The sequence below is a fragment of the Bacteroidales bacterium genome, assembly GCA_035647615.1.
In the GTDB taxonomy this organism is placed as follows: Bacteria; Bacteroidota; Bacteroidia; order Bacteroidales; family 4484-276; genus SABY01.
Genome location: DASRND010000024.1, coordinates 76,342 through 95,572, shown reverse-complemented (window position 1 = coordinate 95,572; position 19,231 = coordinate 76,342). Strand labels below are relative to the sequence as shown.

The following is a 19,231-nucleotide window of genomic DNA, read 5'->3' as shown; positions in this document are numbered from 1 at the left end:
AAATCCTGATACCGTGTACTTCGTCGACTCCTTTTGAAGGGTTGCATCCCTCAGGGCTGCGAACCCAGCGTTCAACACAATCTGATAACCTTATTCTTTTTAGAACGACCGGATGATCGTCAGGAAGTCATCTGCTTTAAGGGAAGCGCCACCAACCAAACCGCCATCAACATCGGCATTGGCAAAAAGCTCGGCGGCATTTTTGGCATTCACCGAACCACCATAAAGTATCGATATCTGCTGTGCCACCTTATCACCAAATTGTTTTGCAAGAAGTCCACGAATAAAAGCGTGCATCTCCTGCGCCTGTTCCGGAGAAGCCGTAACGCCGGTACCTATGGCCCACACAGGCTCATAAGCAATCACAATCTTCTTCATGACTTCCTCGTCCAAATGAAACAACGACTGCGAAATCTGCTCTTCAATCAATTTAAAATGGCCTTCTTTCCTACGAACTTCGAGCGGTTCACCACAACAAAATATCGGAACCAACTCACGACTCAACGCCAGATCGACCTTTGTGGCAAGCATGGCGGCATCTTCCTTAAAATATTCGCGCCGCTCGCTGTGGCCAATGATTACATACTCTGCACCCACCGATTTGATCATATCCACACTCACCTCGCCGGTGTAGGCGCTTTTTTCTTTGTGGCTGCAGTTTTGGGCTGCAATGTGCACCTGTGGATTATGCTTAACATGCTCTACGGCAGCAGCCAGCGTGATAAATGGTGGGGATAATACAATTTCCATCTCACCCACTTTTTGCTTTGGAGATGTTTGCTCCAGGCCTTTCATCAGATCATTGATCAACAAAATCCCTTCCTCAAGGGTTGTGTTCATTTTCCAGTTTCCGGCAGCTATTTTCTTTCTCATTTTATTTAGATTTTTAAATTAACAAATAAGCCTGCAAAGCTACTACGTTAGCACCGATTAACAAATACGCGCATTGTACTTTAATAATTTTAAACACTGATGTCCGGTTAAATATTTCATAAATGTAAAAACCCCACTATCGGTAGAACCTCTACGAGGTATTGAAGATTTGAGGGTTACTTTTGTGCTACAATACTAAATCGCCTACGGCGAATTCCGCTTAGCGGATAAAGTATTGTAGAATAAGGGTTTAATGTTTTCTCAAATTCCGCGTAGCGGATTAACAAGTTTTTGCCGGACAACAGTGAATTTTAAACAGTGTTGGACATAAAAATTCAGGGAGGATTTAGATGTTTACTCATGACGCGCTTTTAAACAGGATAATGAAATGCAAAATACAGTTAACTATTTGAATGAAATTTGAAAATTTCTATTGTGCCGTCAGGCACACAATATGGGTAGAAAAAGTAATTGTGAAGAAATCTCGTCCCGTTTGGGACGAAATAATTCGTAGCAATGTCATTATCTACCCATAGAGAATCTATAAAGGGATGACCATCTGTAGTTCTATCGTTAAATTCAAACCACCCAATAGGGATTATTCTTACCATTTATAAAAAAAACTGCTGAAAACCCACATCCCTCAGGAATCGAGAATTGCAATGATTTTCAGCAGTTAAAACCAATAAACGGTTACTCAATAATAAGCATTAGAAAGTAAGCCGCAGCGATCCGATGAAATTAACTCCCGGTGCAACAATGCCCGACGAATAGGGTCGGTAGCGCTGATCGGTAATATTTTCGACGCCTGCGGTAAGCATCAGATAATCGGTGAGCTGGTAAAGCATTTTAAAATTGAGCGTGTACCACGAAGGCGAATACGGATTTCCATCGTTATCAATTGCATACATGTAATCCTTTTTTTGCTCAGAGGGCGCCATATCATCATAAGAAGTCTCCCCATTAAAAACTGCATACAAATCAGCTTTCAAGCGCGCGCGGGTGTAGGTAACATGAAACCGGCCATACCAGGGAGCCGCATGACGCAGCGGTGCAGTGCTGCCATTGTCAAGCTCTTCTTCGCCATGCTGATAATTGAAATGCCCTGCCAGACCAAATCCTGCCGGCAGATCAGCTTCTGCATCGAGCTGAAAACCATAAACAAAGGCGCTGGCAGCATTTTGTATGGCCTGAACCCCACTTAAAGCGCCATCGTACATGATGCTGTCTTTGCCATCAAGCAGGAAACTCCGTCGCACCAGCGCATCGTCGAGATGGGTGTAAAACACCGACAGATCAATTTCGAGGAAATCGGCAAACCTGCGCGTGACGGATATCTCAGCATTGTAAGCATATTCTGGCTTCAGGTCAGGATTGGGAACCACCACCGAACCCGGCTCCGAATCGAATACCTTGCCGGCATCGTCGATGTTGGGTGCGCGAAAACCGGTGGAAAGGTTGGCACTAAAAAGCCAGTTGTTGTCAGTTTTTACGCTGATGCCTGCACTGCCGGTGAGTGCGCCATTGGTTAGACTGGCCGATGCAAATGGAAAAGGATAGTATGTCCTATCAAAATCAGCGTCAAGCGTAATCAGGTTGTAACGCAAGCCACCCTGAAATGTAACGTGCCGGTTGAAAGCATGCACATAGCTGGTATAGGCCGCATAGCTGTTGTAGGTGGAGCCGTCGGGATAGCGCGAAGCGGCTGGAACAACCTCATTGGTTTTGATGTTCTCATCGTCGCCGGTAGAACGCACTTTGTTGAGCGCCATTTCCAGGCCATAATAAAGCCGGTTCTTCACATCGAATCTCTTATCAAAATCCAGGTTGGCCGTCACCACATCCACTTTCTCAGTGCGATTGGTGAGCCAGGATTTGCCAAAGTCGCGGTCGTGGCGGCTCTCCTCAAAATATTGATGGGCAACAGTTAGAGCAGCTTTGTCATAGATTCCGGTAGCTTTCTGTGTGGTAATGCTAAGATTATTCATCATCCACACTTGTGGGCCATAGTACCATTCGGCAGAACGCAGCTTGCCTTTCTTATAGCGAATCAGCCTGTCGTAACGCGGAACATCCGAAGTAGCCGAATAATGAAAGCCATAGTTGAAATCCCAGTCTTTGTTGGGCTGAAAACGCACCTTCTGCATTACGTTGAATTGGCTGTAGCCGGTGGCCACCTGTACTTTGGAATCGCTGTTGGCAACAACGGAATCCTGCCCATTGATACGCGTGGCATATTCCGGTCGCAAATATTCATCGGGGCCATTGCTTCCCATTTTCAGATCGTCGAAGTTAGTGTAGCTGGCGCTGGTGCGCAATGCCCATTTTTTCCAGCCAACATTTACATCAAAATGGCCGGTCATTTCGTTGCTTGCCGAAGCGTAACGTGCCACGGCGCTTCCTTTTACCAGCGGTTTTCCGTCGACGGAAAGCAGTGGTTTCAGTGTATAAAAATTCATTACCCCGCCGATTGCATCGCTGCCATAGATAACGGCGCCGGGGCCATAAATCACCTCGGTGCTGCTCAGGGCAAAAGGATCGACATTGATGACGTTTTGCAGGTTACCGCTGCGAAAGATTGCATTGTTCATGCGCACGCCGTCCACAGTGATGAGCACGCGGTTGGCAGCAAAGCCACGGATCATCGGGCTGCCGCCTCCCAGTTGGCTTTTCTGCATAAATACGCCGCCGGAGAGTTCCAGCAAATCGGCGGCGGTGGCAGGATTTTGCAAAACAATCTGCCCCGGGGTAATGGTGGTGATCTTGTTGGGAACTTCGCCGCTTTGCTGTTCCCAGCGGCTTGCCGACACCACCACCTCATCGAGATAAATCTGCGACGGATCGAGCATCACCACAAAGGCATGCTGCTGCAGGTCAACCCAGCTCATCGTGCGGCTTTGATAGCCAATGAGGCGGATAAGAATATCTCTGTCGCCATCAAAATCCGAAACATCAGCCTGGCCGCGCACGTTGGTCACAGTCGAATGATTGCCGGCAATGCTGTAGATAGTTACAAATTCGAGTGGTTGCTGGGTCACATTATCTTTTACGGTGAGATTTTGCGCAAAAGACACAGCGCCCCAGAGAATAGTTAAAAACAGTATGAAATATTTTTTCATTATTTGAATAGTAAATTTAGTTTCTTGATAAAATAAATACCTCTTGCATCAGCCGAGCCTTGCTAATTGCTGGCTCCAGATTATCCACACCAAACTATCTGCGTAAAGCAAACGCTGGATTATGAATCTGAAAAGCAATAACAAACAGACACAACAGACGTGTGCAAGTTGGAAAAAATTGAAATTAAAAACAAACTAAACCTTGGGAGGCGGAGCGGCGATGGCAGGCTGAAAAGTAATAAGGCTGAAAGGATCTGTCGAGGACAATAATACCCTCAGAGAAAAACTGTCAGCAATTGGTTTTGACAAATCATTGCAAAACCAATTGTATGCTGGTCGAATATGATTATTTGCAGCTGCCGCCGGATACGACTTTTCAGGATTAACGATTTTGAGGAGTTTTTTCACCAATTTTGTCTCATGATGATCGTGCACGCAGGCGATGTGCACAGAGTCGCCTTTAGTTACCTGGCGCACCACATCGTACATCTCACCACGGTACATAAATTCCCGCGCGTGCACCCAGCTCACCTCTTTGGGCATGTTGCGATGAAACACGAAATGCGTGAGTTCGCTGTCATCCACACCTTTCTTTAACCGTTCTTTCATATTCGCCCTGGCTGCCGACTGCTGCAGCTTTAACAAAAAAAACATACCGGCACCCTGACTCAGGATCAACATCACGAACAATATGGCGGTAGCTTTTTTCATTGGCTGCAAAACTAAATATTTGTTTTATTTTGCAGATCGTCAAAATATGAAAAATTTTGCCATGTCTAACAGCACAGTAATGAAAACAGATACAGAGCTAAAACATGATCAGCTGATAAATTTGTGGGATCAATTTAATGCCCGGGCACAGGAGCATCTTTTTGTGTTTTATCATCAAAAAATAAACGACCTGAGCCAACTCATCAGCAGCTACCGGCAGGAATACAAAAAGCTGGAGAAGAGCATTGCCCAAACCGATGATAACATTGGGAGCTTGCGCTATTTCACTGCCGAGATATTTAAGCTGTTGATGGAGCATCAGCAACGTATGCTCTCGACTGACACTACACAAATTACAGGTAATTATAAACAAGAGCTCGAGGCGCAGCTCAAAGAGATGCCGCGGACGCTGCAGCCGCGCGAAATTTTTACACCCTATGCTATCCATCGTACAGACACGCCGCTAATCTGGTGGCGCAAGGTGCGGATCAATAGCCGCTTTAAAGTAAAGAAGATTTCAAAAAAAACCGTCAATCCACTGCGACGCCTTTTCAAAATGAAACCTTACGATCTTGTAACCTGGCAGGTTCGCAAAGTTCCATTCAGGCTGATGGCAATGCATTATCTGCACACGCGCCTGGCCGAAATGCTGGCTCCTGTTACCTGGAAGTTTATGCTTGAGACCAACAAGGTATTGATGCAGTTGTGGGCATTCGATAATAAAATGGACGAAGCAATACAGCAGTGGTTGACAAAGGGCGAAGGATCAGCAAAACCCGCTGAAGCAATTCATCCAGAGGAAGCCGACGCCCTGATGGAAAAGTTGCAGGAAGAATTGCAACAAATAGAAGCGAAATATCAGGATGAGATTCGTCAGCAATTAGCAACGGCTGCAAGAAAAATGGACGATGCCCTGGTCATCGTCGATACGCCTGATCTAAGTCTTAACCGCCTGAATCCACGGCGCCTGGTAGCAGAAAGCCAAGAGACATTTCAAAAATTCGATACCGAGTTGCATAAATGGGAGAATACCCAACGCGCCCTTTTCGACGACTGGGCCGTGGACGTGGAGATTGTTCTACTCTATTACCACGTGCTCACTCAGCTCGGGGAGCTGCGCGGGCAAATAGACTCCTATATTGAGAGCAGGCTTACGCCGGATTTCGAAAAGTTACGTAGCTTTTTAAAGGCTTCGGGCAACCGGCTAAAAACGAACGGGAGCGATCTGCAGCAGTTAGCACCGTTGCTGGTGAAAGAGCGGCAGAAACTAAACCGTGAGCTAATAGATAAATTATTGGCACAAACCATCGAAGTGCTTTCGGTTGGTTTCACTGAAGATATTCTAAGCTTCGAGAGCAAGATGCTGGCTACTTCCGATCAGATCAGCGATCGGCGCAGTTTTGTTAAAAACATGAATTACGAAAAGGGCGTCCGCGATAGCGAAGTCAGCTATATTTCGCCACGCGAATTGTTGCAATTTGAAGCTTTGCCCCATTTCCGAAAGGAAATTCAAAAAATAAATGCTCAGATACGCGAGATGCTCGAAAACGTACGGCTCAAACTGCTGGCCTTGGGAACCGTTGCAGATTTCAGCCTCGAATCAGCCATCATGCTCCCCGACCAAAAACAGGTTACAGTTGATGAAGTTCTGGTAGTTACCACCGAGGGATATACGCGTGCCGAAGACCATCTCAACCAGGCCATTGCCCTCGTCCGCAGCATTTATGATGAGCCTCTGACCAATCTTCAACAAGCGGTGCACGTATTCAACACCGAGATTCAAAAGCTTAAAAATACCGATAATATCTTCGACCTCAACCTGCGCATTGCTCGCATCAAAGCCATCAACCGATCCAAAAAATTACAGCAAGATGCCCTGGCATGGATACGAAACATTGTTCCCAAAATAGGAAATATGCTTCGCAACAGGTTTACGGATACTTACGCATGGGTAATGAAATGGCGCCTTCGCATAGGCTTCGCGCCACCCCGCAAACAGATTTCGTACGAGCTTACCGAATTCATCAGTCAGTCGGAGCAGTCGCTAAATAAGTTGCCATTCGTGTATCAACGCCTTTACCAGCTCCGCCCCACCGATGAGGATCGCTTTTTTGTAAATCGCCACAGCGAACTCGACCAGATGAAACTGGCCCTTGACGACTGGCAGAAAGAGCGTTTTGTAACGGTGGCCATACTGGGCGAAAAAGGCAGCGGCATCACATCCTTTATCAATTATTACCTGCGCGATGCCGCTCCAACCATAGAGATCATCCACGAAGCACCAACAGACCGAATATCTCTGGCGCACGATTATCTGCGATTTTTTGAGAATCTGCTGAAGGTCGAAAAGTTTGAAAACAACCGGCAGATCATCGATCATCTCAATGACCGCGCCGACAAGCTGATTATTATCCTTGAAAATATGCAGCGGTTTTATCTTAGAAAAGTCAATGGATTCGAAAACCTCAAGATGTTTTCTGAACTAATAATGCAAACCTCCCGCAAAGTATTCTGGATCGCCAGCTTCACCGTACACGCCTGGGACTACTTAAATCTCACCATCCGCATCTCCGACCAGTTTGTAAGAGAAGTAAGGCTCAAGCAGCTCGACGAAGTTACCATCATGAATATCATCCTGAAACGCAACAGCCTGAGTGGATACAAAATCAACTTTGAGCCTTCTGATGAAAATATTACCGCACGTAGCTTCAAAAATCTCAAAGAAGACGAAAAACATGGCTATCTGCAAAAACAATATTTTAAGGATCTGCGCCATCTGTCGGATGGAAACATAAGCCTGGCGCAACTTTACTGGCTTCGCAGCATTCACAGCATTACCGACGACACCATCACCATCGCCTCCATCCACGAAATAGATGTTTCGTTTGTAAAAGAATTGCCCGCCAGTTATTTCTTTATCCTGCATGCCATCCTGGTGCACGACAGCCTATCCACCGAAGCTTATGGTGATATTTTCAACATACCGGCTACTCAGGCACAAAATCTATTGATGCCATTGCTCGAAAAAGGGCTGCTGATGCAGAATGGATATGTTTATACCATCAACCCGATCATTTTCCGACAGGTGGTGAGTTTATTGAAATCACGAAATTTTATCAACTAAAGTCATGGCAAGAAATATTTTTATATTGCTGATAATACTGCTGACAAACTCCGGTATCATGGCTCAGACCGACCCGGTGGCTAATGTCTGTGTGGAAGTAACAATCAACGATAGCGTTTACAAAACCCAAACAGCGCTGCCTGATACGGCACATGCCGAAGCCACTCACGCCGATTCGCTCAGAGGCCAGGGTCGCAAATTGCTCAGCGACATCAACGAAAACGTTCCTACCAAACCCAAGGATGTATTTAATGCCATCTCTTTTTCCAAAATTTTCTGGACTGTCATCCTGCTGCTTATTGGCTATTATCTAACTAAGTTATCGATAAAAATTTTGGACTTGGTGAGCGAAAAAAGCGTCAGGCTGCGCATTACCATCAAGAGCGTCATACCGGTGGTGCGCATCATCATTTGGACAATCATCATCTTCGCCATCGTCAAAGGCATTTACAATCCGCCTTTTGAAACGGTGATTGCCGTTACGGCTTCGGTAGGTATCGCCATAGGTTTGGCTGCACAGGATTTGCTCAAAAACGTATTTGGTGGCGTAGCACTGCTCATCGACCGTCCGTTTCAGGTTGGCGACAAAATAGAGACCGGGAAATATTACGGAGAAGTTATTGAAATAGGCCTGCGCGCCACACGCATCGTAACGGCTGACGACTCAACCGTTTCGGTGCCTAACGCCGAGCTGATGAACTCCTCGGTGTCCAATTCCAACAGAGGGGAGCTAAACTGCCAGGTAGTGGCCGAAATTTATCTGCCCGTCAACGTCGATACGCAAATGGTGCGCAAAATCGCCATTGAGGCAGCGCAGGTGTCGCGTTTTGTCTATCTCAACAAACCTATTGTTGCTATTTTTTTTAATGAGGTAGTAGAAGTCAGATCCTACCTCAAACTCCGCCTAAAGGCATATGTCCTCGACGTCCGCTACGAGGCTCAGTTTAAAAGCGACATGACCGAAATCACCATTCGCGAACTGATCAAAGAAGGAATTATTAAAAAAGAAGAACTGTTTTAACAGAGAATCTGAAAATCCAGGAAACCCAAACCTGAAGGCCTGGGCTATGGATATTCGGGATATTATTCAAAACCATTTCTACAAAAATTAAAAACGAGACCACCCACGCGGTGATCTCGTTTTTAATATTAATACAGAAATAAGTGCCGTGATTTATTGCCGCGTCACCTTTTCCACTTGCAGGCCTTCGTTTGTTTGGATCACCAAAACATACAAGCCGCTGGTGAAGCCGGATAAATCCACGGAAGTGCTCGTGCCGTCCCAACGCTGATAGTCCATCAGGTTGCCGGTGCTGTTATAAATCCAAATGATGGAACCCGGATCGTAGGCGGGACCATTCACCTCAAGATGCACTATACCATTTGTAGGATTGGGATAAACGGTGGTAATTGTTTCCGCTTGTGATGCCTGCGGAATACTGGTGTAAAGGCCGGCATCTATCGGCGACTCCGAAAATATTACCAGATTACAAGCCACGTCCAGAAACGGGTTGTAGCCATCGTTGCAATCGGGACAAGTAGTTCCGGTAATGCAATTGGGATTGTTGGGATGACAATAATCCACATAGTCTTCGTCGAAAATATATTTAAGTTCTACGTTGGGCTGGTTGATGTAGGGCGTCATGTTGTAATCAAACCAGGGAGCAATCAATCCGGGGCACCAGCCGGCACGGTTGTGAAACCAGGTGCCGTTTTGTGGCTGACAGCCATCGGGATTGGGATTACAAATCTGCCAGTTGTGCTGGTCAAAAGCTTCCACTCCGTTTACCCAAATATGGTGGGTATCTTCGTGAAACTCCGCAGCATTGCCGGTATTGTTGTCGCCCCAGGCATGGCCGGTTCCCACCAGTTTGAGTGTTGAACCGCTTACGCCTGCAGGAAATGAAAAACTATAAGGCTCTACCGGCTGCAAGTTACCCAGGTCGCCAAAAGGATATTCCTGGTGCCACACCGGACTAACAGCGCTATACTTGTGATCGGGAGTGCCGGTATGATAATACAATGAGAGATTCCACAAATATCCATTGTCGAAGGTCACACAATTGATGCGGAATTTCGTTTTGCCCTGCAATATCCAGCGGTAGTCGGTGAGGTCGATGCTATGCGAACAAGCTTTGCTATAGGGCGTAATGTAGCGGATGATCTCAATCCATTTTCCATTGGGACCCAAAGCCTCCACGCGTGCAATACGATCCCACTCGCCGCAACCTCCGGCAGGACAAGCCAGCTCAAGGGTTCCGATGATTTGACCAAAAGCACCCTGATAGCTCGGCAGTTCCGCCTCGACAATAGCTTCGGGAATGCTGGTATAAATCCATACATCGCTAAATGCGGATACATCCTGATCGGTAACGTTCTCGGTGACGTTGATCTGTGCGATTTTGGTGTTTGCAGCGCCATAATTATTGGTAGAAACCACACTTACTTCGTAGCTGCCAAAAGCCGGCGGCCGCCAGTAAGCGGTATAATAGCCGTTGAACCAGTTGATAGGAATAATCGTTTCGCCATCGATCATAAATTTTACGGATTGAATACTAAACAGATGCTGGTTGTCGATCATCGAATAGGTTGCTAACTGTATCATGTCGAGACCGGGAGCAAAAACGTCGCCCTGCAGCGGGCTGCGCAGGTCGAGTTCGGGAGCATAGGTGTAGGGATTAATCACCAAAAAAGTATTGAAGAGGTCGGCAGCCGGCTCATAAGTTTCGTCGCCAGGCTGACTGGCTTTTACCACTACTTCGCCTTCGGTTCCATCGAGTGTGACGACGTTGCCTTCTATGGTTGCCGGTCCTGAAACAATGCTGAAAAGCACTTCCAAGCCCGAGCTTGCTTCGGCAAAGATTTCAAAAGGTTCGTCGATGGTCAGATGGTTGGGAATCTGCGAGAAAGTGATTGCCTGAAACCCGGGATTGAGGTCGCCGCCAAAGTTGGAGATATCGCCCTCCATGGCAAAGTTCATCAGATCGGCATCGCGTTCATCGCCACCCGTTTCGCTTATGAGTTTGGTAATGGTGGTGTTATTGCCACCAGGCACGCCCTGATTAAATTTGTAATAAAGCACCAATCCTTCAGGGGTACCAGATATTTCATTATCGACAATATCCTGCACCTCGCTGGCCGAAAGCGCTATATTCCACGCCGATACTTCGTCGATGCGGCCGCCATACACAAAGTTGAAACCGGCACCCAGCGGACTCTTGCCAATGGCAAAAGGCATACTGGCATTGGTGAGCATACCCGAAGCCGGTGAACTACCTGCAAGAATGCCGTTGACGTAGAGTTTCACGGCAGTGCCATCATAGATCCAGGCAAAATGCTGCCACACCTGCGGCACAACCGTATAGGCCGGAGTAACAAACTCGCACATTCCACCGGTACCCGCCAGGCGGCATTCGATGATGCCATCGTTGAGAATTATCATATAGAAACCGCTCGACCCATCGCGAAAGCCCATCATGCCCTGACCGTAGGCCAGCTCGTCGCAATAAAACCAGCCGGTGATCGAGATGGCAGTTTTATTCACCACATATTGCCCGCCGCCTTCGAGTATCGCAAAGTCGTCTACACGGTCGAAGTGCAGATATTGGTTTGATTGGGAGAACCCCTCCCCTGCCCCGGCAATCATGATCGCCATCAGCAGCCAGATGTAGATTTTTTTCATAATTTTAAAGTTTTAAATGTCAGTATTAATAAGCTGATTATTCTATTTAATAAATTCTTAGTCTTTAATGCATCTTACCGAAAAAGCATTTTCGCGGCTGGTGTTGCCTTTTTTTATGTCGGCATGGGTGTAGGAAAGCAATCTATAAAAAGCGTCTGTTTCGCCGTCTGGTGTGGCTGTCCAGTACCAGCCGCTTTGATGCAAATGCTCATACTGCACTGTTTCGGCGTGGCGCATTCCACCGGGAAGCGCCGTAAACCCAACCGTATTGCCGGCTCCGGTATTTGGATTCAACCACGGGACGAATCCTGTCGCTTTCATCCGTCCGCCAGCGTTGCTTCCGCGCCACCCCTTGACAAGCCATACGCTGTCATTTTGGTTGTAAATGCTGTCGAGGTTGACTTCGAGCTGCCGCCACTCGGCGTCATCCGGGATGTGCCATCCTTCGGGGCAAATGCCACGCTGGCTGCTATCGTTGTACTGCATCATCTCATCCCAGGTATAAAGTGCACCATAAACTTCGCAGTTAGCCAGTTCGTTGCGATAGCAATACTTCTCGATGGTATCGTTATTTTTGGCGGTATCCGTTGCAGCTATCATAACGCCCACATCCAGGTTTTCGCGAAGCCAGCACTGGTCGCCAATTTTTACGGTATGATACGTGCGCCCGGCATAAACTATTTCGGAGGCACCCGGGCAGGGCGTTCCTGTATTTTGTGGCTTAGGCGCCGGCGTTGCATCATCGGAGTCATTGCACGAAAGTGCGAACAACATTATTGGAAGAAACCAAAACCATTTTCTGTTCATCATCATTTTTATTTATTAATTATAAAACCTTATTCCATCCACCAAACTTTCACGGTGGAGACATCGCCTCCCATCACAGCGCTTTGCGCCGACCAGTTAGTGCTGTTGTGCTCCGACTCGCTGGGCGGATACGGAAGCCTGAAAAAATTAAGCGGTGCGCCTACGCGGGGTGTTCGGTTGGTGCGTCGCACCAGACTGTAAGCTTCCCACGGCTGACGGAAAGCATCGAGCCAGCGCTGCTCATAAAGCAAATCGAGCTTCTCTTCGTCGTTTTCCAAAAAGAAAATCTTATTGGCCGCATCGTAAGGATTGGCTTGTTCGTAAAGCGGAGAGGTGTAAAGCCAGATAGCAGAATTATCATGCATCTGATCCCAAAATTCCATCGATGCAATTACGCCGGTAAAATATTCGGCAGAGGCCTCATTGGCATCCTGCGGCATCCCGATCCCACGAAAATAAGCTTCCGACAGAATAAAATGATATTCGGCGCCTGTGATAATAATCTCCGGGACATCGTTTTCGTCGCGGATCAGATAATAATTGAACGGAGAATAAATGTTATCTGTCCCTTTGATGGTATAGTTCTGGTCGCGATGCAGGCCATAAGGAATGCCGCCTGCCGGAGGAGTATTGGCATCGGGAATTTGCGGAAACGCCTTCCAGTTGCCGGCATTGTTGGTTTCGAAAAAGAGGAAAGCCCTGGGGTCGAAAAAACCACTTCCGTTGATGCTGTCGTTGTTGCTCATGGCGTCGCGGATGGTGGTACCCATGCGCAAATTTTTGTGTTCGCGAAACGACCAGTTGGTGCTTACGCGCAGCCAGTTTTGTTTGCGGGGCATCATCACCACATTTTCGGCACCTTTTATCACCGGTAGATTATTGTTGATGATGTCGCTGATAATTTCGGTTGCCAGCTCGGGACGTTTTTCGGCAATACGCATGGCGTGGCGCAGCCGCAGGGAGTTTGCAAATTTCCTCCAGCGCAGCAGTTGCCCGTCGAAGAGCTTGTCGTAAGCCGCGATGCTATAAAAAGTGCCGCCGGTAGAAGATTCGGGCTGCAGGCTGATATGTTCCGAGGCCCATTTTAGTTCGTCGAGCAGGAAAAGATAAATATCCTCCTGGGAGTCGTAAACAGGGTGCAAAAACTCAGTTCCTTCGTAGCCGCGTCCTGCTCCAAAAAAAGGCATGTCGCCAAACAAATCCGTTACGCGGAAAGTCTTATAAGCCAACAGAATTTTCACCATAGCACGCACATTGTCGAGCGAGTCGGGATGTGCCGGGTTGTCGATGGCTTCCAGCCGCCGCTCAATGTCGCGGATGTGCGCCAGCGCCACATAATAATCTGTCCAGGTTTCTTCGGTGCCAATGCTCAGATTGGACCAGGATTGGCTGGTGAGTGCCGCCAGTTGCGTTTGTGGATAAAGTACTTCGTTGTGTATATAAAACTGCTCGTTCCAGCCCAGACGCAACGAAGCCGTTACGTTGTTGAACAGCGGCCCAATGCTGGTGATGGTGGTGGCATAGGGGTTTTTGTTGAGTTCCTCAAAATCTTTTTTGCAACCAGCAAAAACCAATAAAGCGGTGGTAAGTGCTACCAACAATATTTTATTTTTTATCATTATAAAAATCTTTGAAAATCATTATCATTAAAAAAATTAAAAAGAAGCGGTGATGCCAAACGACACGGAGCGTGTGCCGGGATAGGAGGCCCACTCCAGTCCCTGTGCGTTGCCCGATCCCATCAGACCTTCCGGGTTTATCTTGTTAGGCAGCGACGAGTAAATATAAAACAGGTCGCGTCCCACGATATTTACCGAAAGACTCTGGAAGATTTTCGTCTTTTCCACCACCTTTACCGGCACATTGTAAGAGAGCGCAATTTCGCGCATCTTCACCCAGGTATTGTCCATAATGCCGGGCTTAGAGATCACTTTTCCCCATCCGCCGGCATTGGGCATGTATTTAAAATAATAATGCACCACTTTATCGTTGGGGGTGCCGTCTTCGTAAACGCCGGGCAAAATCACACCCACATTACGCGTCGCACCGTCTTCGTCGGTATAGGGTAGTCCGCCGCCCTGACGTTCCAGGAGGGTTTCGGGCGCCTGGCCGGTTTGCATCGCTATCACCTGCGAGCCGCAGTAGATTTCGCCACCCCATTTGGTATCGATAAGCGTGGAGAGCGTAAAACCTTTATAGATAAAACGCGTCGACCAGCCGCCGATGAAATCGGGTGAGGCATTCCCGATAGGCACACGGTTGTCGGTAATTTTATAAGTGGTTCCGTCATCAGAAAGGATGGGCTGACCATTTTCATGGTAAACGTAGTCGTAGCCCACGATGGTTCCATACTCGTCGCCTTCGCGCACGGCAATGGCCGGGCCGTTGAGACCCCAGATGTTGCCCAGCTCAAGAGGTTCGGAGCTTTCGCCCAGACTTAACACATAGTTGCGGTTGCGGCTGAAGTTTAATCCTGTTTCGATAACCAGCGAAGCGCGGTTAAAAATCACCAGGTTCATGATCACTTCAAAGCCGCTGTTTTCGAGTTTTCCGTTGTTAATCACCGTACCGGTAGCTCCCGAAGAAGCGGGCACCGGCAGGGTAAGAATCTGGTTGTCTGAGATGATATGATACCAGGTAAAATCCAGGCTCAGATGCTCGTCGAACATACCCAGTGTAGTTCCTATCTCAAAAGATTTGGCCTCCTGGGGCGCAAGATCCAGCGGAGGAATGATGCGGTCGAGCGAAGAGGTTTGTGTATTGCCGAAAAGGCCTGAATAATATACGTAATCGAGCTGGTAAGGCTGTGTGTCGGTGGCGGCTTTGGCCAACGAACCTTTTATTTTCCAAAAACTCAACACATGACTTTTAATACCAAAAGCTTCGGTGGGAATAAAACTCATCGAGAGGGAAGGGTAAAAATAAGAGTTGCTGCCGGGGGGCAAGGTCGACGACCAGTCGTTGCGGCCGGTAATCTCAGCAAAAAGGTAATTGTCGTAATTCAGATTCAAGAAACCATATATCGAGTTGATGTCTTTGTCGTTGCGTTCTTCGCGGCGACTGCCGTTGCTATAGATGATCTGCTCCGGATTTTCGAAGTTGGAGGAGGTAAAAAGCCACGGGTCAATCCATTTGCCACTCTTGGCACGAGTGCGATAAAAGCGCCGCTGGTATTGGGTGCCACCCACCGATAGTTTGGCGCCCAGCTTACTACCGAAAAGCACATCGCGATAAGCGGTAATCAGGAAGTCGTTGTTGAAAGTTTTAAGACGCGAAAGTTCATTTTCATAAAAGCCATCCAGGATGCCGGCGATGTCGGCAGGATTGTTTCGGGTTTCGCGCTGGTCGGTGGTAAGGTCGAGGCCAAGCCGTCCGGAAGCTATTAGCCAAGGGGTAATTTCCCAGCTAAGCCCGAAAGAGCCGATGAGTTTATCGCGCGAAAGCGTCGTGTTGTTGTTGTAAAATTCCCACCAGTTGTAGGGCGAAATATACTCGAACGGATAGTTGCCGCCCCAATCGTTGCGGCTGCCATCGGGATTGGCATAGTTCTTAGATTCGATGCCTTTCCAGCTGCGCGGCCACGAATAGAGCGATGCCTTGCTGAAGGAACTGAACGACTCGCCAATGTTAGGGCTGTTCAGCCGGTTGTAATTGATATAGGAAATGGCTACGTCGGCTTTTAGTTTTTGAGAGATGTTGATGCTTGAACCCAGGTTTACGGTAGTCTGATCGTAGTTGCTATTGGGAATGATGGGTTTATGATCGGTACGCGTAAACGACACACGGACAGTTCCCATGTCGCTGCCACCGGAAAAGGCAACATTGTGCGTGCCGCTGCTGCCATCGCCAAAATATGACTTCAGATTGTCGGGTTGTGGCGACCAGGGACGCATTTTTCCATCCCACCATTTTACCATCTGGCCGTTCATTTCTGGTCCCCATGAAACGGAACTGCCATAATATCCGAAGAGCTCAGAGGTAGGCTTCTCGAAGGGACCATTGTTGGTGTGCGAGTTGGCCGGATACAAAAAGGTACCCGAGCTGTCCTGCTGAAATTGCGGCTCCGAGAGCGTCAGCGGGCCACCGCCACCATAAACGTTCTGCACAGAACGATAGCGGTAAGGGTTGATAATTTTGTAGTTGTAGCTGTAGCTGATGCCAAGACCTTTTTGTTTTTTGCCGCGCTTGGTGGTGATCAGCACCACGCCGTTGGCTCCTTTCGATCCGTACAAAGCGGAAGCTGTAGGTCCTTTTAAAATGTTCATTTCGGCTATATCCGCCTGATTGATATTGTTGATGGCCGATCCCCAGTCCTGACCGCGACCGATGTCGGTGAGGCCGGGTTGATTTTCGAGTGGCACACCATCCACCACGATGAGGGGCTGGTTGTCGGTGGTGAGGTTGTTGTTGCCACGAATAACGATACGTGTGGTGCCACCTTCCACACCGTCGGGCGACGAAATCTGCACTCCCGCTGAGCGCCCGCTAAGCGCCGATAATACGTTGGATGAGTTGGACTTTTCGAGCGTGGCACCTTCAAAGCTCTGGGTGGTGTAGCCTATCTCCCGCTTTTCGCGTTTTATGCCCAGCGCCGTCACCACCACCCCTTCGATGTTTACTGCCTCAGGTGTGAGCACCACGCTAATTTTGGAACGTGCGCCTACTTTTTCGGTAGCGGTAAAAAAACCCATAAACTTAAAAACCAATGTGTCGGCAGGAGCAACACCTGCAAGTGTATAGATTCCTTCCACATCCGTGATGGTGCCGCTGTAGGTACCTTTGATATAAACCGACACGCCGGGTATTCCCAACCCATCGTCGGCAGAGGTAACCCGCCCCGAAACCGTAAGTTCCTGTCCATTAAGGATTGAAACACCGAGCAGAAATAGCAGGGTTAGTAGTAATTTTTGCTTCATTTCACAAGTATTAATTGATGATCTTTTTAGAGTCGCCCAAAAGTATTTATTGACACTATTGTATTATGCTTTAGCCAGCAAATGTAATGAAGCAAATGAGATGATTAACATTTTTTTTAAAAATTTTCTGGTCGTGTCTGAAGCATGGCGCGTGGCGCTTAGCGCAAATAGCATACGTGGAGTGCGAATCGAAGACTTGGGTGGATGGGGTTTGGGCGGGGCTTTACCTCGCCCGGTCTATTTTTACAGGCTGTGCCTGTGTGTGTTTTTTAGATCGTTGAATTGAAATTTAAAATCGGATGTCGCCCCAGGTTGTGCATGGCGCGTGGCGCTTGGCGCAAATAGCATACGTGGAGTGCGAATCGAAGGTTTTGGACGGACGGAGTTTGGGCGGGGCTTTACCTCGCCCGGTCTATTTTTACAGGCTGTGCCTGTTCAATCACTTAAATATTTAAAGGATAAAGGCAGGTTAAGCCTGCAAAAATAAATGCAGCTCAGGTGGTGGTTGAGCGTCGGCTGGTGAGCGGTGGCTGGTGAGCGTCGGTTGGTGAGCGTAGTCGAACCAAGTCGAAACCAGCATAAACTGAACGGCAAAGTGCGTGTACAAACCACAAGAAGCTATGGACGAGAGTAAGAATTCTGATGACATGCAACTTTTTTTTTGGCTCGCAACTCATTTCTCACCTCTCATCTCTGCCGACTACCGACTTCTTAATATCCGTATTTTCCTTTCCATCTTGCATGCAGCCACTTGCGCACTTCTTCTTCACGGGCATTCTTGCCGGGATCATACAGACGGGTGTTTGCGATCTTGTCGGGAAGGAAGTCCTGCAGCGCGAAATTACCTTCGTAGGCGTGGGCATATTTATACTCTTTGCCATAGCCAATATTTTTCATGAGTTTAGTGGGCGCATTGCGCAGATGCAGCGGCACGGGCAGGTCGCCGGTTTTTTCGACCAACGCCAACGCTTCGTTGATGGCCATGTAAGTGGCGTTACTTTTGGGCGAAGTAGCCAGATAAACAGCCGTTTGTGAGAGAATGATACGCCCTTCGGGCCAGCCGATTTTGCTGATGGCATCGAAGCAGGTGTTGGCAAGCAGTAGCGCATTGGGATTGGCATTGCCAATGTCCTCGCTGGCCAGAATCACCAGCCGGCGGGCAATAAATTTAGGATCTTCACCTCCGGCAATCATGCGTGCAAGCCAATACACGGCTCCATTGGGATCGCTTCCGCGGATACTTTTGATGAAGGCTGAAATCACATCGTAATGCTGCTCACCGCCTTTGTCGTACATGGCGATGTTTTGCTGAATGGTATCGAGCACCAGGCTGTTGGTGATGCGGATTTCCGATTCGCTGAGCATTGCTTTTACCACAAGTTCAATGGCATTAAAAAGCTTACGGGCATCCCCTCCCGAAACACGCAGCAGCGCTTCGTCCTCATCAATATGGATATCCCGCCCCAGCGATTCACCAAGATAAAGCCGCGCACTTTCGAGCATTCTCTTCAGATGTTTTTCGTCAAGCGATTTTAGGATATAAACCTGGCAGCGCGAGAGCAATGGCGAAATAACCTCAAACGAAGGGTTTTCGGTTGTTGCGCCAATCAGCGTAATTACTCCCGTTTCCACCGCACCAAGCAACGAATCCTGCTGCGACTTGCTGAAGCGATGTATTTCGTCGATAAACAAGATGGCACCAGGTTCATCTTTGGCTTTTTCGATGACAGCACGAACCTCTTTCACGCCTGAGTTTACGGCGCTAAGGGTATAAAAAGGCCTGTTTAGTGTTTTTGAAATAATGTAGGCCAACGTAGTTTTTCCTACGCCGGGTGGGCCCCACAATATCATCGAGGGCAGGTTGCCCAACCGGATGCTGCGCTGCAAAATGGCTCCTTCGCCCAGCAGATGTTCCTGACCGATATAGCCTTCGAGCGTTTCAGGACGCAGCATCTCAGCCAGTGGCTTTTGTGTATTCATTGCGTAAAGCAGTTATTTT

The 19,231-nt window shown here is 48.0% G+C and carries 11 protein-coding genes; 2 read left to right on the top strand and 9 right to left on the bottom strand.

Features of this window, described 5'->3' with window-relative positions:
• Positions 1–99 precede the first annotated feature (99 nt).
• The 3 genes from tpiA to VFC92_07660 all read right to left on the bottom strand — a co-directional run bounded on the left by tpiA (position 100) and on the right by VFC92_07660 (position 4,703).
• Positions 100–873 carry a triose-phosphate isomerase gene (gene tpiA / locus VFC92_07670; protein ID HZK08065.1) on the bottom strand — a complete coding sequence of 258 codons (774 nt, stop codon included), beginning with the start codon at positions 871–873 and terminating at the stop codon, positions 100–102.
• 710 nt (positions 874–1,583) lie between these two features.
• Complete coding sequence (locus tag VFC92_07665) at positions 1,584–3,992, bottom strand: TonB-dependent receptor (GenBank protein ID HZK08064.1); 2,409 nt, start codon at positions 3,990–3,992, stop codon at positions 1,584–1,586.
• Between the two features lie 195 nt (positions 3,993–4,187).
• Entirely contained in the window at positions 4,188–4,703 is a 516-nt protein-coding gene (locus VFC92_07660) for a hypothetical protein (protein HZK08063.1), read from the bottom strand.
• A 79-nt stretch (positions 4,704–4,782) separates the two neighbouring features.
• On the opposite strand from VFC92_07660, the gene VFC92_07655 reads away from it, so the two are divergent.
• Positions 4,783–7,827 carry a hypothetical protein gene (locus tag VFC92_07655; GenBank protein HZK08062.1) on the top strand — a complete coding sequence of 1,015 codons (3,045 nt, stop codon included), beginning with the start codon at positions 4,783–4,785 and terminating at the stop codon, positions 7,825–7,827.
• Positions 7,828–7,885: 58 nt separating this feature from the next.
• Positions 7,886–8,848 (top strand): mechanosensitive ion channel family protein, encoded by a 963-nt coding sequence (locus tag VFC92_07650; GenBank protein ID HZK08061.1) that lies wholly within the window; start codon positions 7,886–7,888, stop codon positions 8,846–8,848.
• 153 nt (positions 8,849–9,001) lie between these two features.
• Here VFC92_07650 and VFC92_07645 read toward each other — a convergent pair whose 3' ends face one another.
• From VFC92_07645 to VFC92_07620, 6 genes are all read right to left on the bottom strand, one after another.
• Entirely contained in the window at positions 9,002–11,509 is a 2,508-nt protein-coding gene (locus VFC92_07645) for a LamG-like jellyroll fold domain-containing protein (protein HZK08060.1), read from the bottom strand.
• 57 nt (positions 11,510–11,566) lie between these two features.
• Positions 11,567–12,322: a fibrobacter succinogenes major paralogous domain-containing protein gene (locus tag VFC92_07640; GenBank protein HZK08059.1), complete on the bottom strand. Its 756-nt coding sequence runs from the start codon at positions 12,320–12,322 to the stop codon at positions 11,567–11,569.
• A 23-nt stretch (positions 12,323–12,345) separates the two neighbouring features.
• A complete protein-coding gene (locus VFC92_07635; protein HZK08058.1) occupies positions 12,346–13,935 on the bottom strand; it encodes a SusD/RagB family nutrient-binding outer membrane lipoprotein in 1,590 nt (529 codons plus the stop codon).
• Between the two features lie 36 nt (positions 13,936–13,971).
• A complete protein-coding gene (locus VFC92_07630; protein ID HZK08057.1) occupies positions 13,972–17,232 on the bottom strand; it encodes a SusC/RagA family TonB-linked outer membrane protein in 3,261 nt (1,086 codons plus the stop codon).
• Positions 17,233–17,701: 469 nt separating this feature from the next.
• Entirely contained in the window at positions 17,702–17,881 is a 180-nt protein-coding gene (locus tag VFC92_07625; GenBank protein ID HZK08056.1) for a hypothetical protein, read from the bottom strand.
• Between the two features lie 62 nt (positions 17,882–17,943).
• A complete protein-coding gene (locus tag VFC92_07620; GenBank protein ID HZK08055.1) occupies positions 17,944–19,212 on the bottom strand; it encodes a replication-associated recombination protein A in 1,269 nt (422 codons plus the stop codon).
• Between the last annotated feature and the right edge of the window lie 19 nt (positions 19,213–19,231).

What these genes read in the sequence shown, in the direction of transcription:
- VFC92_07640 (HZK08059.1), bottom strand. Translation starts at nt 12,322, where the DNA reads ATGATGATGAACAGAAAATGGTTTTGGTTTCTTCCAATAATGTTGTTC.
- VFC92_07635 (HZK08058.1), bottom strand. Translation starts at nt 13,935, where the DNA reads ATGATAAAAAATAAAATATTGTTGGTAGCACTTACCACCGCTTTATTG.
- VFC92_07655 (HZK08062.1), top strand. Translation starts at nt 4,783, where the DNA reads ATGAAAACAGATACAGAGCTAAAACATGATCAGCTGATAAATTTGTGG.
- VFC92_07625 (HZK08056.1), bottom strand. Translation starts at nt 17,881, where the DNA reads ATGTCATCAGAATTCTTACTCTCGTCCATAGCTTCTTGTGGTTTGTAC.
- VFC92_07660 (HZK08063.1), bottom strand. Translation starts at nt 4,703, where the DNA reads ATGAAAAAAGCTACCGCCATATTGTTCGTGATGTTGATCCTGAGTCAG.
- VFC92_07665 (HZK08064.1), bottom strand. Translation starts at nt 3,992, where the DNA reads ATGAAAAAATATTTCATACTGTTTTTAACTATTCTCTGGGGCGCTGTG.
- VFC92_07620 (HZK08055.1), bottom strand. Translation starts at nt 19,212, where the DNA reads ATGAATACACAAAAGCCACTGGCTGAGATGCTGCGTCCTGAAACGCTC.
- VFC92_07645 (HZK08060.1), bottom strand. Translation starts at nt 11,509, where the DNA reads ATGAAAAAAATCTACATCTGGCTGCTGATGGCGATCATGATTGCCGGG.
- tpiA (HZK08065.1), bottom strand. Translation starts at nt 873, where the DNA reads ATGAGAAAGAAAATAGCTGCCGGAAACTGGAAAATGAACACAACCCTT.
- VFC92_07630 (HZK08057.1), bottom strand. Translation starts at nt 17,232, where the DNA reads ATGAAGCAAAAATTACTACTAACCCTGCTATTTCTGCTCGGTGTTTCA.
- VFC92_07650 (HZK08061.1), top strand. Translation starts at nt 7,886, where the DNA reads ATGGCTCAGACCGACCCGGTGGCTAATGTCTGTGTGGAAGTAACAATC.